This is a genomic window from Kyrpidia sp. (genome assembly GCF_023512215.1).
In the GTDB taxonomy this organism is placed as follows: Bacteria; Bacillota; Bacilli; order Kyrpidiales; family Kyrpidiaceae; genus Kyrpidia; species Kyrpidia spormannii.
Window position 1 is genome coordinate 109,120 of record NZ_JAILZZ010000003.1, and the last position, 23,065, is coordinate 132,184.

General features: G+C 53.1%; 17 protein-coding genes and 1 pseudogene. 7 read left to right on the forward strand and 11 right to left on the reverse strand.

Annotation, left to right across the window (positions count from 1 at the left end):
• Positions 1 to 106 precede the first annotated feature (106 nt).
• From K6T64_RS02725 to K6T64_RS02760, 8 genes and pseudogenes are all read right to left on the reverse strand, one after another.
• Positions 107 to 2,293 (reverse strand): hydantoinase B/oxoprolinase family protein, encoded by a 2,187-nt coding sequence (locus tag K6T64_RS02725; protein WP_288008462.1) that lies wholly within the window; start codon positions 2,291 to 2,293, stop codon positions 107 to 109.
• Between the two features lie 14 nt (positions 2,294 to 2,307).
• On the reverse strand, positions 2,308 to 4,413 hold the full coding sequence (locus K6T64_RS02730) for a hydantoinase/oxoprolinase family protein (RefSeq protein WP_288008463.1): 2,106 nt from the start codon (positions 4,411 to 4,413) through the stop codon (positions 2,308 to 2,310).
• Positions 4,414 to 4,438: 25 nt separating this feature from the next.
• Positions 4,439 to 5,236 (reverse strand): SDR family oxidoreductase, encoded by a 798-nt coding sequence (locus tag K6T64_RS02735; protein WP_288008464.1) that lies wholly within the window; start codon positions 5,234 to 5,236, stop codon positions 4,439 to 4,441.
• A pseudogene (locus tag K6T64_RS02740) lies at positions 5,236 to 6,695 on the reverse strand (aldehyde dehydrogenase family protein). Before K6T64_RS02740 ends, K6T64_RS02735 begins: the two are co-directional and overlap by 1 nt.
• A 32-nt stretch (positions 6,696 to 6,727) precedes the next feature.
• Positions 6,728 to 7,819 carry a tartrate dehydrogenase gene (locus K6T64_RS02745; protein ID WP_288008465.1) on the reverse strand — a complete coding sequence of 364 codons (1,092 nt, stop codon included), beginning with the start codon at positions 7,817 to 7,819 and terminating at the stop codon, positions 6,728 to 6,730.
• 369 nt (positions 7,820 to 8,188) lie between these two features.
• Positions 8,189 to 10,000 carry a sigma-54 interaction domain-containing protein gene (locus K6T64_RS02750; RefSeq protein ID WP_288008466.1) on the reverse strand — a complete coding sequence of 604 codons (1,812 nt, stop codon included), beginning with the start codon at positions 9,998 to 10,000 and terminating at the stop codon, positions 8,189 to 8,191.
• Positions 10,001 to 10,177: 177 nt separating this feature from the next.
• Positions 10,178 to 10,513, reverse strand: a complete 336-nt coding sequence (locus K6T64_RS02755; RefSeq protein WP_288008467.1) for a 4Fe-4S dicluster-binding protein — start codon at positions 10,511 to 10,513, stop codon at positions 10,178 to 10,180.
• Between the two features lie 236 nt (positions 10,514 to 10,749).
• On the reverse strand, positions 10,750 to 11,367 hold the full coding sequence (locus K6T64_RS02760) for an FMN-binding negative transcriptional regulator (protein ID WP_288008468.1): 618 nt from the start codon (positions 11,365 to 11,367) through the stop codon (positions 10,750 to 10,752).
• Positions 11,368 to 11,612: 245 nt separating this feature from the next.
• On the opposite strand from K6T64_RS02760, the gene K6T64_RS02765 reads away from it, so the two are divergent.
• Positions 11,613 to 13,025: an amidase gene (locus K6T64_RS02765; protein ID WP_288008469.1), complete on the forward strand. Its 1,413-nt coding sequence runs from the start codon at positions 11,613 to 11,615 to the stop codon at positions 13,023 to 13,025.
• 299 nt (positions 13,026 to 13,324) lie between these two features.
• Here the strand turns inward: K6T64_RS02765 and K6T64_RS02770 are convergent, their stop codons facing one another.
• Both K6T64_RS02770 and K6T64_RS02775 read right to left on the reverse strand, forming a co-directional pair.
• Complete coding sequence (locus K6T64_RS02770; RefSeq protein WP_288008470.1) at positions 13,325 to 14,602, reverse strand: peptidase; 1,278 nt, start codon at positions 14,600 to 14,602, stop codon at positions 13,325 to 13,327.
• Positions 14,603 to 14,652: 50 nt separating this feature from the next.
• Entirely contained in the window at positions 14,653 to 16,041 is a 1,389-nt protein-coding gene (locus K6T64_RS02775; RefSeq protein ID WP_288008471.1) for a sigma-54 interaction domain-containing protein, read from the reverse strand.
• A gap of 392 nt (positions 16,042 to 16,433) precedes the next feature.
• On the opposite strand from K6T64_RS02775, the gene K6T64_RS02780 reads away from it, so the two are divergent.
• The 6 genes from K6T64_RS02780 to K6T64_RS02805 all read left to right on the forward strand — a co-directional run bounded on the left by K6T64_RS02780 (position 16,434) and on the right by K6T64_RS02805 (position 22,211).
• Entirely contained in the window at positions 16,434 to 17,591 is a 1,158-nt protein-coding gene (locus tag K6T64_RS02780; protein WP_288008472.1) for an ABC transporter substrate-binding protein, read from the forward strand.
• Between the two features lie 27 nt (positions 17,592 to 17,618).
• A complete protein-coding gene (locus K6T64_RS02785) occupies positions 17,619 to 18,494 on the forward strand; it encodes a branched-chain amino acid ABC transporter permease (protein WP_288008473.1) in 876 nt (291 codons plus the stop codon).
• A gap of 5 nt (positions 18,495 to 18,499) precedes the next feature.
• A complete protein-coding gene (locus K6T64_RS02790; protein WP_288008474.1) occupies positions 18,500 to 19,459 on the forward strand; it encodes a branched-chain amino acid ABC transporter permease in 960 nt (319 codons plus the stop codon).
• Positions 19,437 to 20,210: an ABC transporter ATP-binding protein gene (locus K6T64_RS02795; RefSeq protein ID WP_288008475.1), complete on the forward strand. Its 774-nt coding sequence runs from the start codon at positions 19,437 to 19,439 to the stop codon at positions 20,208 to 20,210. Before K6T64_RS02790 ends, K6T64_RS02795 begins: the two co-directional genes overlap by 23 nt.
• Complete coding sequence (locus K6T64_RS02800) at positions 20,203 to 20,904, forward strand: ABC transporter ATP-binding protein (RefSeq protein ID WP_288008476.1); 702 nt, start codon at positions 20,203 to 20,205, stop codon at positions 20,902 to 20,904. Before K6T64_RS02795 ends, K6T64_RS02800 begins: the two co-directional genes overlap by 8 nt.
• An 83-nt stretch (positions 20,905 to 20,987) precedes the next feature.
• The gene (locus K6T64_RS02805) at positions 20,988 to 22,211 is read left to right on the forward strand and encodes a Zn-dependent hydrolase (protein ID WP_288008477.1); all 1,224 of its coding nucleotides are present in this window, start codon (positions 20,988 to 20,990) and stop codon (positions 22,209 to 22,211) included.
• A 163-nt stretch (positions 22,212 to 22,374) separates the two neighbouring features.
• On the opposite strand, the gene K6T64_RS02810 is transcribed toward K6T64_RS02805, so the two are convergent.
• The coding region (locus K6T64_RS02810) for an amino acid permease (protein ID WP_288008478.1) at positions 22,375 to 23,065 on the reverse strand (691 nt) is incomplete at its 5' end.

Genomic DNA, 23,065 nt, shown 5'->3' on the forward strand with positions numbered 1-23,065 from the left:
TCACTTTTTCTAAGACCGGTCATTGACATTAACTTTTACTTTGATTAGGCCACAGGGCCGCCCGTGGGATAAATGAGCGGCCCTGTGGGTTTAATTTCCATAAACTCTATTCAATGGATTTCGAGGTCAAGGAAATGGAAAAGTCACGGTTTCTACTCTCCAGACCCGAGTGTACAACATCCACCCATAGTGAAGCCCCACATTGCGGACACACATATTGCTCGACAGCAAGTCGTTCATCCACCGCCCTGAACGGACCCAACTCATCTACGTTAAGACGAATCACTCCGACTAAGGCTTTCCAGTCATCAGTTAACTCTCCAAGATAATTATTGCAGTGTCTGCAGTGCACAGCGGTTTGCTCATGAACCGAATAGAGGGCCAGACTGTCTCCCCAAATCAGATGCTGATGGTGGTCTATAGGTGCTTGCAAATCAACCTTGGAAGCGCTCGCGGGTCTGCTCATGGCAAGTAGACGTTCACGTTTCAGGGTCTCCCTCAACGTCCTTGTTTCCACTTCGTCGATTCGTCCGGAGTCTACCACGACACCGTACAGTTTTCTTGCCCATTCGGGGGTAACCGCACCATTTAGAACATCGGTCAACACTCGGACAGGATCCCTGTCTAACGGATCACCGTACCCGCCTCCATTTTGAAGGAATATATTTACTACATCGCCCTTCTTCAACCGCAATCCAGCAGTAACAGACGACAATAATTCATATTCACCATTCAGTTCGTTCAGCCGCCCAATCGGTATGCCGCGGGCCATTCTAGTTCCCAAATCCGTGTTCCGCACCAGTTCGTATCGAGCGCAGGAGCCGGGATAGCCTCCGAATATTCCAGTCCGAAGAGGCACTTTAACTCCATGGGTAGCCAGTGTAGCCACAACTTCATCGGTATCGATCGGCGTCAAGGCAAACTCAATGCCGTTTCCCCCTCGAAATTTACCGGCTCCACCCGAATCGGGAACTTCCCGGCGCCACAAATACATCAATGGTTGCAGCAACTCTTGCTGCTCTACATCTTCTGTTCCGCCGCCGAGAATCACCATGGCTCCCCCGCTGTCCACCCCGTCGCGAAAGGAAAAAGCGGGCCCGCCCCAGAGAAGAGAGTCGAGATACATCGCCGCGAAGGGCTCACCGTATTGATTCAAGCCCCCGAATTGAGCAAGTTGCCAGGAGCCGTCTCCTGGACCAAACGCCAAAGATGCATACTGTTCGTTCAAACTCACCATTTTCGAAATACAACCTGCAGCCGCGCACATGGCGACCCAGTTGGCTCCGGCCGCTCCTCCGCTCACCGGGGCGGGAGGGATCGCCGTCACACAGAGTCCATCCTCCGCCAATACCTGAACAGGCCTCATTAATCCGTGATTCCACGGCAGCTCAGAGCCGAACAGGGCCAACATCAACGTCGCCACGGCCCCTACAGTTCCAGCCCGTGTCGCATTCCCATAGGCGGTGGTCTGCAGACTGCTCCCGTTGAAATCGAAGATTAGCTGATCGTGTTTTTTGGTCATCCGACAATGCACCGTAAGAATCTCATCGGTTCCGGCTTGGTCCAAGAAACTGGTATGTTCGAAAACTCCATCCGGTAAACTTCGTAAAAGATTCCGGAGCCCGGACTCTGATTCTTCGATCGACTGTTTCATCACCAAACGTACCGTGTCCCCGCCGTATCTGTCGCACAGTTGGGTTAGACGCTCTTGTGCAACACGGTGAGCGGCCAAAAATGCCGTGAAATCATTCGATACAGTGAAGGGCATCCGAGAATTCTCAATGATAATGTTCCACAAATCTTGGTTAACCTTACCGGCAGACACAATTTTGGCAGGAGGAATGAGCAAGCCTTCTTGAAATACATCCGTGGCTCTCGGGCACCAACTGCCCGGCTCCATACCGCCGAGGTCGACTTGATGGGCCATGCAGCCCGTCCAAGCGACCAGTTCTCCTTTATAAAAGAAAGGAGCGCAAAACTGAACATCGTTTTGATGTTCCGCAGCTAAATAAGGATTATTGATAATAAACACGTCTCCCGGCTCAATATTCTCGAATCGGTGGATAAATTCCCGAATGGCCATTGACCCCGTATAGATCGGGACGAGCAAGTAGACTCCGATAACGGCCATCTCCCCATCGGACGTATAAATCCCAAAGTTATAGTCGGTAGCATGAACAACCGGAGATCCGGAGACGTGGATCATTGTCGCCGAACCTTCTTCGTTGATCGACCAGAGTTTGTGCCGGACAATTTCGTAGGTAATAGGATCAACGTGGGCATGCTGTGTCACGATCAACCCTCCTGTCACAGTCGAATCAAAACGTTGCCCATGGTATCAACGGTAGCTTCCTGCTCTAGCCCGACCACGATGGTCGTATCGGACATCTCAATCACCGCAGGGCCTTCAACCACGGCTCCCGGACGCAGATGTTCTCCGTCGAAGATCCGTGTTGTATGCCGTCCTCCTTTGAAATACACCTCTCGATGGCCGTCGGGTATCGCACGAAACCGTTCCTTGGCGGCGGTCGCTCGACCAAGTTCAACGTCTACTCGCCGGCCTTTGGCAACCACGCGAAACGTGGTCATCTCAACCCCCGCTGCTCGAAAAGCCGACCCCTTGCCGAAACGCGCTTCATAGATATCGATAAATTTCTCAACGATACGGTTGACCGTTTCATCCTCGATCGGGAACTCATCCACCGGTACTGTCAGTTCGTGGATTTGAAACCGAAAACGCATCTCGATTGAGCGGCTCAGTATACATTGGTCCGGATCTAACCCCGCTTTTTTCAAACGAAATAAACATTTGTCCGATAAAACGTGAAAAATTTCGTTTATTTTTTCATGGGAGAGACTTGCCGCATAATCGGTACTGCCGGGTGGGCTTTGCATCGGTTCGGACAATTCCTCAACCGCCGTAAAGTCTGAAGCCAGAATACCGAATGCAGAGTGCACCGAAGCCGTTAGAGGAACTACAATCTCTGTCATACCGAGTTCCTCCCCATAGGAAAATGCGTGGGTCGGGCCGGCTCCCCCGTACGCAAACAGAGTAAAATCGCTGGGGTCAAGACCTTGGCGAATCGTCATTTGCCGAATAAGGTCCGCCATACGATTGTCAACAATGGACTTAATTCCCTCCGCCGCCTCCTCCACGGACATCCCCAACGGCTTCGCGATTTTCTGCTCGATGGCCCGAACAGCGAGTTCTTTATCCAGGCGCATGCGACCATTCAAAAAATGATCGGGGTTCAGGTAACCGAGGACGACGTCCGCATCGGCCACGGTCGGATTATCCCCGCCTTTCCCGTAACAGGCGGGGCCCGGTTCCGCTCCTGCGCTTTGCGGCCCGACGGCCAGGTATCCATTGCGCACATAGGCGATACTCCCAGAGCCGGCCCCGATTGTACGCACGGCAACGGAAGACAAAGCAATATCATTTCGTTCAATCCGGGTCACATGGCTCATGACCGGCTGACCATCCAGAATGAGGCCCACGTCGAAACTGGTGCCGCCCATATCTGTCGCCACGATATTCTGTCGTCCCAACCGTTGGCCGAGATAGGACGAGGCAATCACTCCCCCCACCGGCCCCGACATCACGGTGGATGCAGCCTGCCGTTCAATCTCAGAGGCCGGACAAAGACCTCCATTAGACTGCATGATCAGCGGTTCCGTTGCCAGTCCGTTCTCTGTCAGTCGGCGTTGCAAACTTGTGATGGCTCGTCGCAAGACCGGGCGCAGGCTGGCATTGATTGCCGCCGTAACGGTTCGGGAATATTCGCCAAGACGCGGCAATATGTCCGAAGAGAGCGTAACAATACTTCCCGGTTTTTCCTCCTCGATAATCTGCGCAATGCGTCGTTCGTGTGCGTCATTCTTGAAGGACCACAACAATGAGACAGCAAATACTTCCGCCCCATTTTGTATAAGCTTCCGCACCGCACGCCGAACGTCTTCCTCATCGAGGGGCATGACGACCCGTCCCCGGTAATCGACTCGCTCGCTCACCTCCGCAATCAAGGATTTGGGCACAACGAGAGGTTGTTTGACCAACATTCGAAAATGCTTTACATCCTCTTCTTCAAGCCCCAGAGACTTGAACCCCCGCATGATGGATAAAGTATCACCAAATCCCCGGGTCTGAATCAAACCGACGACCGCACGACGATTTTCCAGCATTGCATTGGTTGCAACGGTAGTCCCGTGAGCAAACAATGCAATATGACTAATAAATTCAGTAAGGGACATCCCTTTCTCACGTGCTGCCAACTCCAATGTACTCAGAATCCCTACCGCTGGATCATTCGGTACAGTGGGCGATTTATATCTGCCCACTCTTCCTTCACGATCCAACACCACCGTATCCGTAAAGGTACCACCAATATCGGAAGAAACCAGGAAAATAGACAATATGATCAGCCCTCCCCTTTTACGGTTACACACATCGTCCGCCGTCCACTTCCAAGGCCACACCGGTGATCAGATCGGCCTCATCCGAGGCCAGGAACAGGGCGGCCCGTGCGATGTCCTCGGGCTGAGCGAGCCGGCCGAGCGGCACCGTTTCCAAGAACCGCCGCCGTCCCTCCTCAAGATCCCCGCCGCCGATAAACTGGTTCAACATCGGGGTGTCGGTGGCCACGGGGTTGATGCAGTTCACCCGGATCTTCCAGGGCGCTAACTCCAGAGCGAGGGATTTGGTGAGTGCGATCACCGCACCCTTGGATGCGCAGTAAGCGTTGAGACCGGGTCGCGGCCGAATGCCCGCGGTGGACGCCGTACTGAGGATCACCCCTCCCCCTTGGCGTTTCATGTACGGCACGGCCGCCCGGCATCCCAGAAACACGCCCTTGACATTGACATCCATGATCCGCTGCCAGTCCTCCAGCCGAACTTCCTCCACCGGGGTGAAGGGCATGGGAATCCCGGCGTTGTTGAAGAGCAAGTCGATGCGGCCGAACTCCCGCACCGCCGTCTCGACCATAAGCCGGGCATCCTCCTCCCGGGTCACGTCCACCCGGACCGACGTCGCCCGTCCGCCGACTTCCCGAATGGCCGCCGCCACCCGCTCAGCCCCTTCTCCGTCCAGGTCGGCCACCACCACCGCCGCCCCGTGGCGGGCAAACAGCTCGGCACCTGCCCGGCCCATTCCCGAGGCCGCCCCGGTGATCACCGCCGTCTTTCCCGCGAGTCTCAGCATCGCCTCACCGGCTGGTTGTGTTCCTTCCGCCGACATCAACGGTCCTCCCCTTCTTCGGTCAAATCGACGATCACCACATGCAAATCCGTCATCTCTTCGATGGCGTATTTCGGCCCCTCCCGGCCGATGCCGCTGCCTTTGACGCCGCCGTAAGGCACCAGGTCGGACCGATACGTCGAAGCATCGTTCACAATCAGCCCGCCGTATTGCAGCTCCCGGGCGGCCCGCATGATCCGGCTCACGTCCCGGGTGAACAGTCCGGCCTGAAGTCCGTACGGCGAGTCGTTGGCCATGGCCAGAGCCTCGTCGAACGTATTGTACTTCGTGATCGTCACCACCGGAGCGAAGACCTCTTCGCACACCACCTTCATCTCAGGCCGCACGTCCGTCAGCACCGTGGGCTCCAGGATCGCCCCGTCCCGGGTTCCCCCGGCGAGCAGCCGGGCCCCTTGGGCACCGCCTCCCGCACCCAGGTTTCGGCCCGGACGGCGTCCTGTTCACTGATCATCGGCCCGACATCCGTTTTCGGATCCCGGGGATCCCCAACCTTCAGGTCCCTGACCCGCTCCACAAACCGCTCGACGAATTCGTCAAAAATCGGTGCATGGACGTACAGCCGCTGCACGGAAATACACGCCTGTCCCGCCGCGGAAAACGCCCGGGCCGCACAGATCCGAACCGCCCGCACCACATCGGCGTCGGAATGGACGATGTTGGGCGAACTGTTTCCGAGTTCCAGCGCGACCCGCCGCAGCCCGGTCCCGGCCTTGATCCGCTCTCCGGCACGGGCGCTCCCGGTGAAGGTGTAGAACCGGAAACCCGGGTGCTCCAGCATCCATTGGCCGACCTCCGCCCCGCCCTGGATCACCTGAATGTGGCCGGGAGGCCCGCCGCACTCCACAAGCCCCTGGACCAACACCAGGGTGGAAATGGGAGTTTGAGGTGCGGGTTTGATGACGATGGCGTTGCCCGCCGCCAGGGCCGGGGCGATTTTGTGGACCGCCAGCAAAAACGGATAGTTGAAGGGGGTGATCCCCGCCACGACACCCAGGGGCACCCGGATTGCAAAACCCATTTTGCGTTCGGATCCCGGGATGCTGTCCACGGGAAGCACCTCGCCCCCGATGCGCTTGGCCTCCTCGGCCGCCAGGAGCATGGCGTGGTAAGCCCGGTCCACCTCCACCACGGTGTCCTTGTGGGGCTTGCCCACCTCGTCCACCAACAGGGTCACCAGTTCCTCCCGGCGGGCCCGGATCCACGTCGCGGCGGCGCTGAGCCATTCGTACCGCTCGAAAGGCGACAACAGCCGGCTGCGGAAAGATCGTTCCGCCGCCGCCACCGCCCGGTCCACGTCTTCCCGGGAAGCCGTGCACACCCAGGCCATGGGCTCGCCGGTGAATTTGTTGCGCACCAGAACCGGCTCCGCCCCTTCCACCGCTTTGCCGTCGATCCACAACCCGTACACCGGCAGACCGTCTCGGCCGGCGATGGTCATGCGTTCTGCAATCACCGGTTGCTTCCCTCCTTTCACCGCGGTCTCGCCCCGACCGGTCTCGGGTGCTCCAGAGCGCGGACGACGGCGTCCCCCACCTCTTCGGTGCTCGCCGTACCGCCCAAATCCCGGGTCCGCACCCGGCCCTCCGCCAAGACCTGTTCGATCGCCCGCACCACCTCCGCCGCCGGCTCCGGGTATCCCAAATGCTCCAACATCATGGCTCCGCTCCAGATGGCGGCAATCGGATTGGCGATGCCTTTGCCGGCGATGTCCGGAGCCGAGCCGTGCACCGGCTCGAACATCGAAGGGAAGCGTTTTTCCGGGTTGATGTTCCCCGCCGGAGCCACGCCCAGCCCCCCGACCACCGCCGCCCCGAGGTCGGAGAGGATGTCGCCGAAGAGATTGGTGGCCAGAACCACGTCCAGAGTCTCCGGCCGCAGCACAAAAAGCGTACTCAGGGCGTCGACGTGATAAAAGGACACATCGACATCGGGAAACTCCACCCGGCAACTCCGGATCACCTCGTCCCAGTAGGGCATCGTGTGCGCCAACCCGTTCGATTTGGTGGCCACGGCCACACGGCCCCGGCGCCTCCGGGCCAGAGACAGGGCGTACCGGGCCACCCGTTCGATCCCGTATCGGGTGAAAACACTGGTCTGCACCGCCATCTCCACCGGCGTGCCGGGATGAAGTCGTCCGCCGATGTCCGAGTATTCCCCTTCGGTGTTTTCCCGGACGATGACAAAATCGAGGTCCCGGGCCTCCTTGTGGCGAAGGGGACTCTCCAACCCGGCCAGGAGCTTGGCCGGTCGCAGGTTGACATATTGTTGGAAAGCTTTCCGGATGGGCAGAATCACCTGCCAAACCGACACGTGATCGGGCACCGAGGGGTCCCCGACGGCTCCGAGATAGATGCCGTCATAGGCGCGCAACTGTTCAATACCGTCTTTCGGCATCATCCGGCCGTGACGTCGATAATACGAGCAATTCCAGGGAAGCCAGTCGAATTCCAGGCGGAACGTCCCGGCACGCGTGGTGGCCGCTTCCAGAACTTTCACGCCTTCCCGGACGACTTCCGGTCCGATCCCGTCCCCCGGGATCACAGCGATGCGGTGGGTCCGCACAAGAGTCCCCCTTTCGCTACGGCCGCACCCGGATCGAATGCGACCGATGGATACGCCCCATCTCAAGCAAGAACAATGCCCATGGTGGAAAGCCGTGGACCACCGGACGGACGCCGGATTTCCGTCATTCACGATTCAAATCCGGAAAAATTGCAACCTACCGCAACAGCATATCCGACCGTTCCGGCATCTGAATGTTGCATCTTGTTTCATCCGGTTGCAGATGATCAAGTAGTCCCCCCGAAAAGCGTGGAGATACCCGGGTTCAAGTCACTCGGCGAATATGAATGACGCATCGGAGTATTGCACCGGAATTATACATCGCTCTTGTCTTTCATGGCTTGGAAGGGGGCCCTGTGTCCCAGCGCGCTAGCGGCCGTCTGCCCGCCGCTCCGCCGGCCGCCCGTTCGCGTCCCCATGCCGGCGAATCTTCCGCCACAACGTTGTCCGATGCATCCCCAAACGCTTGGCGGCCCGTCCGATGCGCCACCCTTCTTCCTCCAGCACCCGACAAATGTGGGCCCACTCCCGCTCACTGTCCCGACCTTCCCGGTAGCGATCCGGGAAGATGGGCGGCATCGCATCGCGGGGCGGCTGTTCCCCGCCGGCGTCTCGCGATACCCCCGGAACAATCTCCGAACTCCCGCTGTCCACCTCGGGATGCATTGTCTCGGCCCAGGCGGGACCATTCGCGGCCGGAGCCCCTCCGACGTCACCCGCGTCCCTTGCCGGAGCCCTCTCCATCCGAAACGGCAACCACACCCCGGGCTGAAACAGGCGAAGGGCCTGTCCCGCGTGACAAAGGACGATGGCCCGTTCCACCAGATTTCGCAATTCCCGCACATTTCCGGGCCACGGGTAGTCCTTCATGCGCTCCAAATCTTCCTCCGGCGGAGGGAGGATGTGCTTGCCTCCCCCATCTATCCATTCCCGCACGAACGCCCGCACCAGGTGCGGAATGTCCTCGGTTCGTTCCCGCAACGGCGGAACGGACAATACCAGCACGGCCAGCCGAAAAAAGAGATCCCGGCGAAACATGCCCCGTTCCATGAGAGATGTCAAATCCTGGTTTGTCGCGGCAATGATGCGCACATCCACGGGAATCACCCGGGTACCGCCCAAGCGCATCACCTCCCGTTCCTGCAACACCCGCAGGAGCCGGGCCTGAAGAGCGATGGGCAGCTCCCCGATTTCATCGAGAAACAGCGTTCCTCCGTGCGCCAGTTCGAACAGACCCTGCTTGCCTCCTTTTCGCGCCCCGGTGAACGACCCTTCTTCATAACCGAACAACTCACTTTCCAACAGCGTCTCCGGTACCGCCGCACAATTGAGAGCCACAAAGGGGCCGCCCCTACGACGACTGGCGGAATGGATCCCCTGGGCCAAAATCTCTTTCCCCGTTCCTGATTCTCCCATCAAAAGCACCGTGGAATCGACTCCTGCGTACCTTCGGGCCAATTCCACCAACTCCCGCATGGCCGGAGACTCCGCCACCATATCTTCCAAGGTCCATTTCGCCGCGAGCCCCCGGTGATGCAGCTTGCGGCGAATCGACTGTTCGTATTGCTGCAGCTGGGTGACATCACGGAACGTGGACACAGCCCCGATCAGCTCTCCCCGCCGGATGATCGGAGCCCGGTTCGCCACCACCGTCCGGCCGCCGACCTGACGCAGCTCATCTTTTTCCGGGGTCTTTCGCTCCAGCACCCGCGGAAGTCCGGCACCCGGGTTGAATTCCGTGATGATTTTACCCAGGGCCTCCTGAACGGGTATTCCCAGGATCTCTCCGGCCGCCGGATTGAACACCACCACCCGGCCTTCGTTGTTCACACCGATAATGCCGTCGTGGGACAGATCCACGATTGTCCGGTAAAATTGCAGCTGTTGCTCAAGCATCGGGTACAGGGAGTCCATCCGCCGGACCGCTCCGCACAGGGCGGCCAAATATTCGGATCGTTCCCATAAACCAGGGTCGAGGATGACGGGCATTCCGGGCCCGGGGGCGGTCCGGCCTTCGGGCACCAGCCAAAGGGTGGCCGAGGATTCTGCCGGCCCCTCCTCGCCCGGAGGAGAACGGTCGCCTTTACAGACCGCCACGAACGCTTCCTCCCCCGCTTCCTGCAACGCTTTCTCGATTCGCTTCCGTTCCGCTTTCGATCGGCAGACAATTCCGATATCCATGCACCGCTCCCCTTTCTCAGCGACGCGTCCCGGTTCTGCGACGACCCTACGTTTCCTCTCATTCTACACCACAACTCGAATTCCGAGAAAAATCGCCGCATCCGTGAACGCATCGGTCCCGGTTTGATATGTTCAGAGAAGGGGGAGAGCCCATGACCGTCGGAGAACCCTTTCGCATCAAAGACGTGCTTCGTCGTCCGATTTTTCAAGAGGCCAAAGTGGTAGCCGGGGGGACGCGGCATACGGCGCCCGGTACGATGGGTGCACGTTCTGGAGGTCAGCGATGCCGCGGATTTGCTGCACGGCGAAGAAGAGGTTGCATCCCACACACTCGGATTCATCCACGACGAGCATCATGTTACCCGATGCCGTCTGCACCCGGTCGATGCACTGATGCGCCGCATCTTCGCAGGAGATATAGCACTTGTTCCACTGGATGCGCCTTTGCTGGTCGATCCGGGCGACGATTTTGTACTCCAAATTCAGATCGCTCCAGTCCACGTATCGGTGCACCGCCCGGCCACCAACTCCATCACCAATACGGAGAAAAAAGACGGGGGTGCCCCCTTGTCACGCCCCGCCAAAGCCGCCGAAAGCTCCCTTCCCGCTTCCTTCGAAACCAGTTCCAGCCGCAAATCCAACGAATCTGCATAAAGTCTCTTCTTTGTGATTCACGGATACATCATAATCCCGAAAAATCTTCTGCAGACAAAACCGTAAAGAGCCCCCTCAGAGCTACCGATCGTGAGTCACTTCTTATCCATCGTGTCGAGAAGAACCTGCATCAGGTTGGCCACTTCACAAGCCTGGTAATCCTTTGAGTTGTTCAGCCCCTCAATCACGCCTCGGACCGTTTCTGGAGACTTGTTTTGACTGAGCTTTGCCTTCCCCTCCACCGCCGTGATTTCGATTTCGATCCCAACAACAGTCTTCTCCAATTTGACATAGAACTCCTCGTCTAATCGCTCCAGAAGTGGGGAGTTCGGTTCGTAAAATCGGACCATCTCCCTTAAAAGACAATGCAGTTTTTTCTCGTCTCTGACGATTTGGCAGTTACCGGAGACGTGTACGGCCACATAGTTCCAAGTGGGAACGGCCTGCTTCTCGACGTACCAAGAAGGTGAGATGTAAGCATGAGGTCCTTGAAAAACGATTAGAACTTCCTTGTTGTCGAGTTCGCGCCAATGCGGGTTCGCCTTTGCTAGATGTCCGAAAAGTTTTTTTCGATCCGGATCCAACAACAACGGTAAATGGGTCGCAAAAGGACGACCTTTGACCTGGGAGAAAAGAATTCCAAAACTGTTTTCGCGTATGAATTGAATCATGACATCTTTGTTTCGCATGTAAAATTCTTCCGGAATATACATCCTGTTCCCTCCCGAAAAACGCTACAAGAACAACGGTCCGAGTGCTCACAAACTCGTCTCGCCGGACTTTAGTACCGTCCATCACACCACAAGCAAATTTCATGCCAGATTATAGAACCTCCAAATGGACAGGCTATGCACGGTTCTCATCAACCGAGCTCCAGCCAATGGCACAGAATTTGCTTATTCAACATTCGGCCGCATCAGAAACAATCGAGAAAACAACCAGAAAGGAGTCAATGCTAGTGGGCAAGACAAATCACGAGCATTTTTTGCAATGGGATCTGCTAACTTTATCAGCGGCGATAAAAAGAAAAGAACTATCGCCCGTAGAAGTAACTCAACAACTCCTGCAGCGAATCGATGCAATCAATGCAAAACTAAATGCCTATATTACCGTCTTTTACGAAGATGCACTTCAAGCAGCCGTGCAAACAGAAAAAGAAATAGCTGTAGGACATTGGAAAGGCCCGCTGCATGGGATTCCAATTGCTTTAAAAGATGTAATTTATACAAAAAATGCTCGAACCACCATGGGATCTGAAATCTATAAAGATTTTATTCCTGATTACGATGCTGGCGTCGTGGAGAAGCTGAAGCAAGCAGGCGCTATTATCATTGGTAAATTGAATACCCATCAGTTTGCGTACGGTTCGACTGGAGACCGTTCGTACTTTGGTGCAGTGAAGAACCCATATGATCTTACGAAAATAACCGGCGGATCCAGTAGCGGTTCAGGTGCAGCCGTTGCTGCGGCTCTATGCTATGGAGCCCTGGGGACAGATACGGGGGGATCCATTCGCATACCGGCCACATGCTGTGGGATTGTGGGCATGAAGCCAACCTTTGGGAGAGTCAGCAAATATGGTGTGTACCCACTGAGCTGGACAATGGACCATGTAGGCCCCATGACGCGAACGGTTCTTGATAATGCGGTTTTGTTAAATGTTCTATCGGGATATGATGAACGGGATCCGTATTCCGAAAGGACAAAAGACGAAGATTTTACCAGACTGATAGGACAAAGCATTCAGGGAACCGTGATCGGAGTACCCTCGTCCTATTATTATGACAACCTGGATCCTGAAGTAGACACGAAGGTGAGAAACGCTGTAGAGATTTTCAAGTCTTTAGGTGCCCGCGTGCGTGTCATCGACGTCACCAATCTCGAAACCATATTCATGGCTCAACGACTGACGTTAAGCAGTGAAGCGTTTGCGGTCCACAAAGATACACTTGAAAAGTTTCCTGAGCAATATGACCGGGAAGTAAAAGAACGTCTCTTGAGGGCCGAGCGGATCAAGGCACACGAATATGTACTAGCCCAACAACAAAGGCATAAGGCCAAACACGCATTCCTCCGGGCTCTGAGCGATGTCGATGTCATCGTAACGCCCACTCTTCCCATTTTGCCGCCGAATATCGAACAGAGAGAAATAAAGATGAAAGACAATACAGAGCCTGTCCTCAGCACGCTTGTTCGTCTAACAAGTCCGACGAATTTTAATGGCTTCCCGAGTCTATCGATTCCGTGCGGATTTTCGGAATCGGGATTGCCGATTGGGTTACAGCTGATCGGTCGTCCCTGGGATGAGGCCAATCTTTATCGGTTTGCATATGCATTTGAACGGGCAGTTTCTCTGCCAAATCTGATTTGAACGAGACTGTCAAGTATCCGGCCCCTAATTTTTGTTTTTCAGTAAAGAGCAGGGCCCGAAGGCCCGTCCATCGTCGACGGTCGGCAGTCTGATATACGGGGGTTGCCTACCACATGTCGTACCTCCATCAAAAGGGCTGCCTCGGACTAAAGACTTACATCAGGTTATCCTGGCACATAGTCGAACGAGGCTGGCCCCGTTTCGTAATGACTAAAATATCATCTAGAGTAGATACCTAAATCGAATCCCGTTACATGAATGTGAGGAGGGGGCTGGGCTAGCCGCCCCCTCTCCTCGATTCATCGAGGTGATGACACACCGCACCACTCGATGAGGGTCGCAGCCATGACCTTGGCGGCGTCGAACAGGTCTCGGATGGCCACCGATTCATTCGGATAATGGGCCAATCGGGTAGTGCCCGGGCCAAAGACGATTGACGGAATCTTTCCAACATGAGTAAACAACCCCGCATCCGTGGCCCAAGGGGCTCCCTCCACTATTGGGTCTCTACCCAACACATGTCTAAATCCGTTGACCAACGAGGTCGTCAGTTCATGGGACACATCGATTTCTGAGGGCATCCAGCGGGCGCCAAACCATTCGATAGCGGGCGGATGTTCCCGAAGCCAAGGGTCTCGCTGCGTCCAATCGTGCACGAAGATTTCCATTTCTTTACAAACGCTATCCCACGTTTCATGAGGGCCTACGCCGATACGTCCTTCGATGACAGCATGGTCCGGAACTGAAGAAGGCCATTTGCCAGCATGAAAGACCCCGACGTTAATCGGTATAGGAATTTGGAAATGACGGTAAAGAGGATTGTCCATCCTATCATTACGTTGCTTTTCCAAAAATTGTAGTCCTTGTATCAGGTACATCCCTTTCTCAATGGCATTCACGCCTTCATAACGGGTTCCGCCATGAGCGGACACCCCGGGAACGCGGATGCGAAACCACATGGACCCCTGTTGGGAGACAAAAATTCTCATGTCGGTGGGTTCAGGAATCAAACAGGCATCTGCTCGGTAACCCCGCAATAATGCGGAAAGAGTACCGGCACCGCCGCTTTCTTCTTCCACGACACTCTGAAGAATGACATCCCCGTAAAGACGAATGTTCAGAGCCTGGAGGCTGCGGACAGCCAATATCGCCGAAAAGATCCCCCCCTTCATATCGGACGACCCGCGTCCAAACACCCTGCCGTCAACAATGTACCCGGAAAAGGGATCGTCGGACCACTGTGAAGGGTCACCCTCGGGCACCACGTCGATATGACCATTCAGAATGATAGAACGTCCGCCGCCGGTCCCCTGCCAAACTCCCACTACATTGGGACTGCTGTCAAATGAAGTTCGGTTAGAATGAAATACCGGATGCTTGGCGAGAATTTCAGCATCCGGGTACCAGGTATCAACGGTAAGCCCCATTTCCGTAAATTTTTTTGCAATAGACTTTTGTGCACCTGCCTCGTTCCCCTGAACACTAGGTTCTTGTATCAGGGACGCCAAAAAAGTAAGCTCTGATGATCCATGCTCGTCAATCCAAGACGAAATTCGTTTGATGAGTGTGCTTTCCATGCTGTTCACCTCCCAGGTCTCAACGCTTTATAACGCAAAAAATGTGCCAACTATCGAATTCCGTATTTCTTCAACCGTCGAACCAGGGACGATTGACTCATCCCCAATACTTTCGCCGCTTTCCTCGTACTTTGATATTCGCGGTAGGCGTGGATCAGATATGTCTTTTCGACTTGCTCCAATGCCTCTCTCAGGGACATGCCAGAGAGGTGAGGGAATGTGATTCGAGAAGACCTTTCTCTGAGGTCGGGCGGTAGGTCGTCAGGACGTATGGTGTTATGTTTTGAAATGGCAATCAATCGTTCAATACAATTCTCCAATTCACGTATGTTGCCGGGCCACTCGTAATCCAGCAAGATTTCAAGGGCCCCTGCTTCAAAATGTTTTTTGACCCCATATTTTTTATTAAATTTTTCTGTAAAATGATCGATCAATGGAAGAATATCCTCTTTGCGTTCCCTCAGACTGGGAACTTGGATCGGGATGATGCTTAAGCGGTAGTATAGATCCTTCCGAAAAGTTCCATCTTGAACCATTTGTTGAAGGTCTCGGTTGGTTGCCGCAATGATTCGGACGTCCACAGTAACGGGCTTTTCGGCTCCAATCGGTAAAAATCGTTTATCTTGAAGAAGATGCAAAAGTTTGGCTTGCACATGAAGCGGCAGCTCTCCAATTTCATCCAAAAAGAGGGTTCCTTTATCGGCCAATTGGACCAGTCCGATTTTCCCATTGGGATTTGCGCCGGTAAATGCTCCTTTTTTGTATCCGAACAGCTCCGATTCAAACAGTGCTTCAGGGATTGAGCTGCAGTTCAACTGCAGAAAAGGTTGATTATAGCGGGGGCTCAATTCGTGAATTCTTCTGGCGATGACGTTTTTACCCACACCCGATTCGCCCGTGATCAAGATCGTGACATCCATGTCTGCAACCCGCTCTACAAGTTCCGTAAGATCTCGAAAGGTTTTGCTTTTACCCACAACGAGGTCTCGTTCTTCGTGTTGCTTCTCCAGACGAATCTTTCTGAGTTCTTGACTGTAGTGCCTCACCAAATCCTCCAATTCATCCAGCTGTTGATGGAAATTTATGGCCTCTGTAATATCACGCGAGTTGGCAATCACCAACTGGATCTCGCCAGATTCATTATAAAGAGCGGTTCCGGTCACCAGATATTTCCGTCCGTCCCTCATGGTCTGAACGACACTCATGGGACGTTTTTCTTGCAATACCTTACGGGTGACGGACGGACTGAATATTCCCTTCTCCTCTAACTCGTACACCGACTTTCCAATTAATTCTTCTCGAGACAGACCACAGATTTTAGCACTGGCCTGATTGACCCACAACGTGATTCCTTGTCCATTTGCGATGAAGATCCCGTCCGTAAGAGAGTCCAAGATTCTCAAAAACCAGGTGTGGTCGTACAGTCCTGTCCACTGCATGTTTGATGAGCCTCCTGAAAAGAGATACAAGGATTCTTATATCTAAGATGTAAACCTACGTCAAATGAAAATCGAACCGCAATTGCATCACCTCGATTCAATTTCAGTTCTTTTTTCCCCTTCAACCAGAGAAAAGATAGTTTTTTCGCTCGGTGCAAAGAATCACTTTCGGTTCGATCCAGTTTCGTTTCACTACGTATCACATAGAACATCACCTGATTGTTTGGCCAGATCAAGTTCAAGAACAGCCCGCACCATATGGCACGGAATTTGCTTGCTTCAAAAAGCAGTTCCAAATTTCTTATCCAAGAAGAGGGTGCCCGTGATGAAAGAACATCACGAATGCATCTGAGTAATTGGAACGTAAGACATCTGGTAAAGGAGGATTTATGGTGCGAAAACGTTGGTTGTCTAAAATTGTTGCCACCCTGTGTATTGGAAGTCTTTTGGCCGGATGCGGAACGGGAGCAACTGCTCAGAAGTCGGTCAAAATCGGGGCAATTTTTCCCCTAACGGGCGGCTCCGCTTACGAAGGTCAAAGTTTCAAAAATGCCATTGAACTCGCTCGGGATGAAATTAACGCAAACGGTGGAGTCAACGGCGTCAAATTAGACATTATTTTCCAAGATGACAAAAGCAAACCGGCAGAAGGGGTGAGTGCGGCGCAAAAACTCATTACCCAAGATAAAGTCGTCGCTCTCTTGGGGGCTTTCAACAGTAGTGTAACTCTCGCTATCGAAGATGTAAGTAAACGTGAAAAGGTTGTCCAGATTACTCCCGGATCCACTGCCGATGCCGTTACTGAACAAGGAAACCCTTACATGTACAGGAACATTCTGCCCAACAAAGTGCAAGGAAAAGCTATCGCCGATTATGCTGTGACCAACCTTGGCCTTCACAAATTCGCAATTCTAGCGGAAAACACTGATTATGGGAGGTCCGGGGCTACGGTCTTCGAAAATGAGGTTAAGGCCAAGGGCGGAAGTGTCATTGTGAAGGAATATTATAATCAGGGAGACACCGACTTTTACGTCCAACTGACAAAATTAAAGAATTCCGGAGCAGAGGGAACGTTCATAGCCGGTCTCATTACTGAAGGTGCCCAAATTGTAAAACAAGCCAGGGATCTCGGCGTCAAAACCCAGTTCCTAGGAATGGGGGGCTTTACAAACAACAAGTTCCATGAATTGGCTGGCGGGGCAGAGGAAGGAATGATTCACAGCAGTTACTTCGAACCCGACGCCTATCAGTATTTCCCTGATTCGAAGTCATTCGTCGAAGCCTACAAAAAGAAGTACGGTGTTGACCCCGACATGTACGCGGCCGGTGGCTATGAAGCTGTCTACATTCTAGCTGAAGCCATGAAGACAGGCGGATTTGACCGAGAAGGCATTCAAAAGGGAATGAAACAAATCAAAGATCTGCCTGGTGTTCAAGGACCAACAACCTTTGACGATAAAGGGCAAGCCTCCAAGCATCTGCTCTTTGTCAAATGGTCAGGAGGAAAACGGGTCGTTATCGGCTCGGACGTCGACAACGCCAAGAAATAATTCCCGGTTGGAAAAGGGGGAAGCGGTTTGAACGAGTTCCTTCAACAGACAGTAAACGGTTTAGTTATGGGAAGCTGCTATACACTGATCGCCCTAGGATTAACCCTGATCTTCGGCATGTTGGACATGGTGAATTTTGCCCACGGGGACCTGTATATGGTCGGGGCATTTATCGCTGTCGCCTGCGTTGGTACCTTGGGTGTCCCGTATTACTTGTCCATCCTTGTCGCCATGATTGCGGTGGCGCTGTTGGGGGTGCTTTTGGAACGAATCGCTTTTCGTCCCTTAGAGAAGTCCAGTCGTGTCAACCTACTGGTAAGTTCCATCGGGATTTCGATCATTCTCCAAAACGGTGTACAACTGCTGTGGGGGCCCGACCCGAGACCTCTTCCATCTCCTTTAGCCAATAGTGTGTTCGGGGCGTTCGGTATTACTCTGAACGCCCAACGGATCTTGGTCGTCGGGGTTGCTCTCGGTTTGATTGTTTTGGTGTACCTGCTCATCCAAAAAACAAATCTTGGAATCGCAATGAGAGCGGTAGCTCTTGATTCGGAAGTTGCAGCTCTGATGGGGGTCAGGTTGAACCGCATTCTTGCCGCAACGTTTGCTTTAGGTGCCGGACTCGCCGCTGTCGCCGGTGTCTTGCTGGGGCCTATGTTCAATGTCTATCCGACAATGGGAGTTTCGGCCACTCTAAAAGCGTTCGTGGTCGTGTTATTGGGAGGCATAGGTAACGTGGCAGGCGCCATTGCGGGCGGGTTTCTATTGGGTTTGATGGAAACCTACACGGCGGGCTATATCTCATCCGAATACAAAGATGTCATTTCCTTTATCCTGATGATCCTTGTCCTGTTGTTTAAGCCGAATGGAATATTTGGAACATATGTTCAGGAAAAGGTGTGATGAGGATGTTGGGAAGGATGATGGTCCTGTTGTTGTTGGGAGGCGCTTTGGTTCTCCCGGTCGCGGTCCCAGATGAATATCTCATCCACACACTGATCATGGCCGGGTTCAATATCATGTTGGTTTTGAGTCTTTTTCTGATCTCCGGGTTTGTGGGGCAGATCTCCATGGGACACGCCGCCTTCTTTGGTATAGGAGCTTATGTGTCTGCCCTGGTGTCCCTGCATCATGTCCCGGTCTGGTTGGGTTTCCTCGTTGCAAGCCTGGTCAGCTTGGTGGTCGGCTTGGCAATCGGATATCCGGTTTTGCGGTTAAAGGGCCACTTCTTCGCCATCGCGACGCTTGGCTTTGGAGAAATCGTACGTTTGCTGATCAACAATTGGGTCGATATTACAGGAGGACCCATGGGCATCACGAACATTCAGGCGCCGGAGGGACTGTTCGGACTCGACCTCTCTAGCAAGCAGACTTATTACTACCTGGTGCTGCTTTTTGTGATCGGCACGATTTACCTGTTGGTTACGCTCCGTGATTCCAAGTTCGGACGGGGTTTTATCGCCATCCGCCTCGATGAAATCACTGCGGGAGCAATGGGGATTAACACCGCTTCATACAAGATTCTCGCATTCATGTTGAGCTGTATGGTAGCCGGACTGTCAGGCGCCCTATATGCCCATTACATCCGATTTTTGAGTCCCGAAATGTTCACCCTCAACAAGTCCATTGACGTATTGGTGATGCTGCTGATTGGAGGGGTTAACAGTATTTGGGGATGTGTCGTTAGCGCGCTAGTCATCACCTTGATGAATGAATCATTGCAGTCTTTAGACATCTATCAAATGTTTGTGTTTGGGATCCTGATTCTCCTCATTGTTCTGTTTGTACCGAAAGGACTGGGAGGCCTGTTTCAACGGTATGTAGCGGCAGGAAGGGGGTTGAAACGTGGAACCCATCTTGCGGATTGACAGAGTCAGTCTGTCCTTCGGAGGGGTCAAAGCGGTCAACAAGGTCAGCCTAAATGTGTATCCAGGCCAAATATTGGGATTGATCGGTCCGAACGGTGCAGGAAAGAGCACGTTGTTCAATATTATCACAGGTCTGTATAAGCCGAGTGAAGGGAGAATTTTTTTCAAAGGCCGGGATATCACGGGCGAAAAACCACATAAAATTACGGCACTCGGGATCTCAAGGACGTTCCAAAATATTCGTCTATTGATGGACCGTACAGTGTTTGAAAACATCCTCGTTGCCTTCCATCGGCAATGTCAATACAGTCTGGTTCAAGCTTTTTTCATAACACGTACGTTCAAGCAGGTAGAAAGGCAGGTAAAGGAACGAGCTTTGCAACTCTTGGATTCCTTTGGACTAGCCTCCACAGCGGACACCCTTGTGGAAGAATTACCTCAAGGAATCCAGCGGCGGATTGAGATTGTGCGAGCTGTCGCAACTGGCGCCGACCTCATTTTTCTCGATGAACCCGCTGCCGGGCTCAACGCCATTGAGACGAAAGAACTGATTGAGGTCATCAAGCGGTTGAATCGCGAGGGCAAGACGATCATTCTCATCGAACATGATATGAAACTTGTGAAAGAGGTCTGTGAGGAAATCGCTGTACTCCACTACGGTCAACTGTTGCGATCGGGAACTTTTGATACCATTCGCTCCGATCCATTGGTGATTCAAGCCTACCTCGGGAGGCAGAAGGATCATGCTTAAAATTAACGAGATTGACGTCTACTACCATAAGACATGTGCACTCCGAGGTCTAACAATAGAGGTTCGGCCCGGCGAAATTGTTACGTTGATCGGGGCCAACGGAGCAGGAAAGTCAACATTGTTGAGAGCCATCTCGGGATTGGAGAAGGTGTCCGCGGGATCCATCGAATTTGAGGGACGGAATATCCTTGAACTTTCCCCGGACCGGATCGTCCGGTTAGGGATTGCCCATGTCCCCGAAGGGCGCAGGATTTTTGGGCGCTTGACCGTGATGGAAAATTTGCGGCTCGGATCATACATCAGACGGGATAGAAAGGCGATTGTTCACGATCTAGAACGGATATTTAGTTTATTTCCCGTCCTTCGCGACCGCAGATGGCAGTACGCCGGGACGCTCAGTGGCGGCGAACAGCAAATGCTGGCTATAGCCCGGGCTTTGTTGGCTAAGCCGAAGCTTTTGTTATTGGACGAACCATCCTTGGGACTCGCACCGGCCGTTGTGGACAGCGTCTTCGATGTCATCACGGAGATTCGGAAGTTGGGAGTGACGATCCTGATGGTCGAGCAAAATGCCAGAATGGCTCTCATGATTGCCGACCGTGGATATGTCCTAGAAACCGGCTCAATTGTTCACCAGGGTACATCCCACGAGCTCTTGACGGATGAACTGATTGCCAAAGCTTACCTCGGATAACGGGTTAAACTTTACAAGTTGTACTCCCATGGGAACACACGAATCCTATGCGTACAAGACAAGACGGAGGGACTAACCGGGTTATGAGAATTAATGGTGAACGGTTGAAAAAAACGATTACAGACATGGCTCAAATCGGGGCTACGCCGAACGGCGGGGTAACAAGACTGGCCTTGTCCGATGAGGATAAGGACGCGCGGGATCTCCTCAAACGCTGGATGATCGAAACGGGACTGGAAATCCGCATCGACGATTTTGGGAATCTGTACGGAAGGCGGCCCGGAACAGATCCTGAAGCCGGAGCTATTCTGATCGGTTCTCACTTGGACTCGGTGCCGGCAGGCGGACGCTTTGACGGCGTTGTGGGAGTTTTGGCCAGTCTGGAAGTCTTGCGGACATTTAAAGATCTTGGGATTCAGACAAAGAGACCGGTGGAAATGGTTAATTTTACAGGAGAAGAAGGTGCCCGTTTCAGTCCTCCCATGTTGGGGAGTGGCGGTATCACTCAAATGTTTAGCTCATCTTTTATTTATGACCGGGTTGATGCTGATGGAGTTCGGTTTGAAGATGAATTGATCCGTATCGGCTACCGGGGAGAGAGTCCTCATCGGGCAAAGAATGTACAACATTTTGTAGAACTGCACATCGAACAGGGACCCATCCTCGATACGGAATGTGTTCCCATCGGTGCAGTAGAAGGAATCGTCGGTGTTTCGTGGTTGGAGGTTACAGTTCGCGGGGTTCGCGGACACGCAGGGTCAACTCCGATGGCGATGCGACGCGATGCTTTAATCGCCGCTTCCGTCATGGTATCGGCAATTGCGGAAGTCGCCACACAGGCCGACAAGGACTTGTTATTGACGGTTGGAAAATTTGTGCCCCGTTCATCGGCTCCCAATGTGATTCCTGACGAAGTGACGTTTTCTGTAGATATCCGCCACTATGATTCCCTGATACGAAAACGTGGTGTCCAGGCCGTTAAAGATTTGTTGATGAGCATCGGGAAAGAAAAGGGCGTCGATGTATCGGTGGTCGATCTGTGGAATATGGAGCCCACCGTTTTTTCTAAGAGTCTTGTTGAATTAATATGTGAAGTCTCGAGCTTCCTAGGCTATCCCGTCCGAAAAATCCGAGGCGGAATCGGACATGATGCAAAATACATGAACGAGATATGCCCGTCGGCTATGATTTTCATCCCGTGTGTTGAAGGCAAGAGTCACTGTGAAGATGAGCTGGCATCGTGGGAAGATATTGAAAAAGGTGCGAATGTCTTGCTCCACGTTGTATATCGTTTGGCTCAACAATGATTCCACTGAAAGAAAACAAGCCCCGAAAGGTCGAGACCGTCGCCTTCGGGGCCTGTTTGTGTTCCGAACCGCTGATGGACGATTTTAACATCATCTATGCTACAAATTTACCACTCATCGTCATAGAACAAATAGGAGATTCAGTCTAATAATTGGCCTTACCTCATGCCGAAAAGTCTGTCCCTGCGCCCTGCGTTTCTTCCCTATCTGACCTGCGTTTTCTTAACATGTATAAGCCGAGTACTACACTCAAGCTCAAAATTCCCATCCAGAACTGAGATCGAGTGCTCTCCATGAATGCCATTGAGAAAAGAACGACTAGTATGATTACAATTGTTAATATTGTCAAGTATGGATACCCCCACATTCTTACATGTAAGCGTTCTGGCGCTTCCAGTTCAAGTTTCTTTCGTAACTTCAATTCAGACAAGGCGATAATAAGCCACATATAGAGGGCAACAGATCCAGAAGTATTAATTAGAAACAAGAAAGCCTTGTCTGGAGAAATATAATCTAGAATAATTGAGACATAGCCGAATAGCGTGGAGGCCAGAACAGCCCATACGGGAACCCCTTTCTCGTTTACCTTATGTAAGATGGAAGGGGCATCACCATGAATGGCCAGGGAATAAAGCATGCGTGATGCAGCATATAGAGCAGAGTTTAAACACGATAAAACTGCTGTTATGACAACAAAGTTCATAATAGCTGCAGCTCCGGGTACACGTAACCTCTCAAGTGCACTTACGAATGGGCTTTTTAATAGCACAGTATCATTCCATGGCAGTATAACTACTATGAGGAATATTGATCCAACAAAGAAGAGCAAGGTTCTCAGGATAACTGATTTAGTG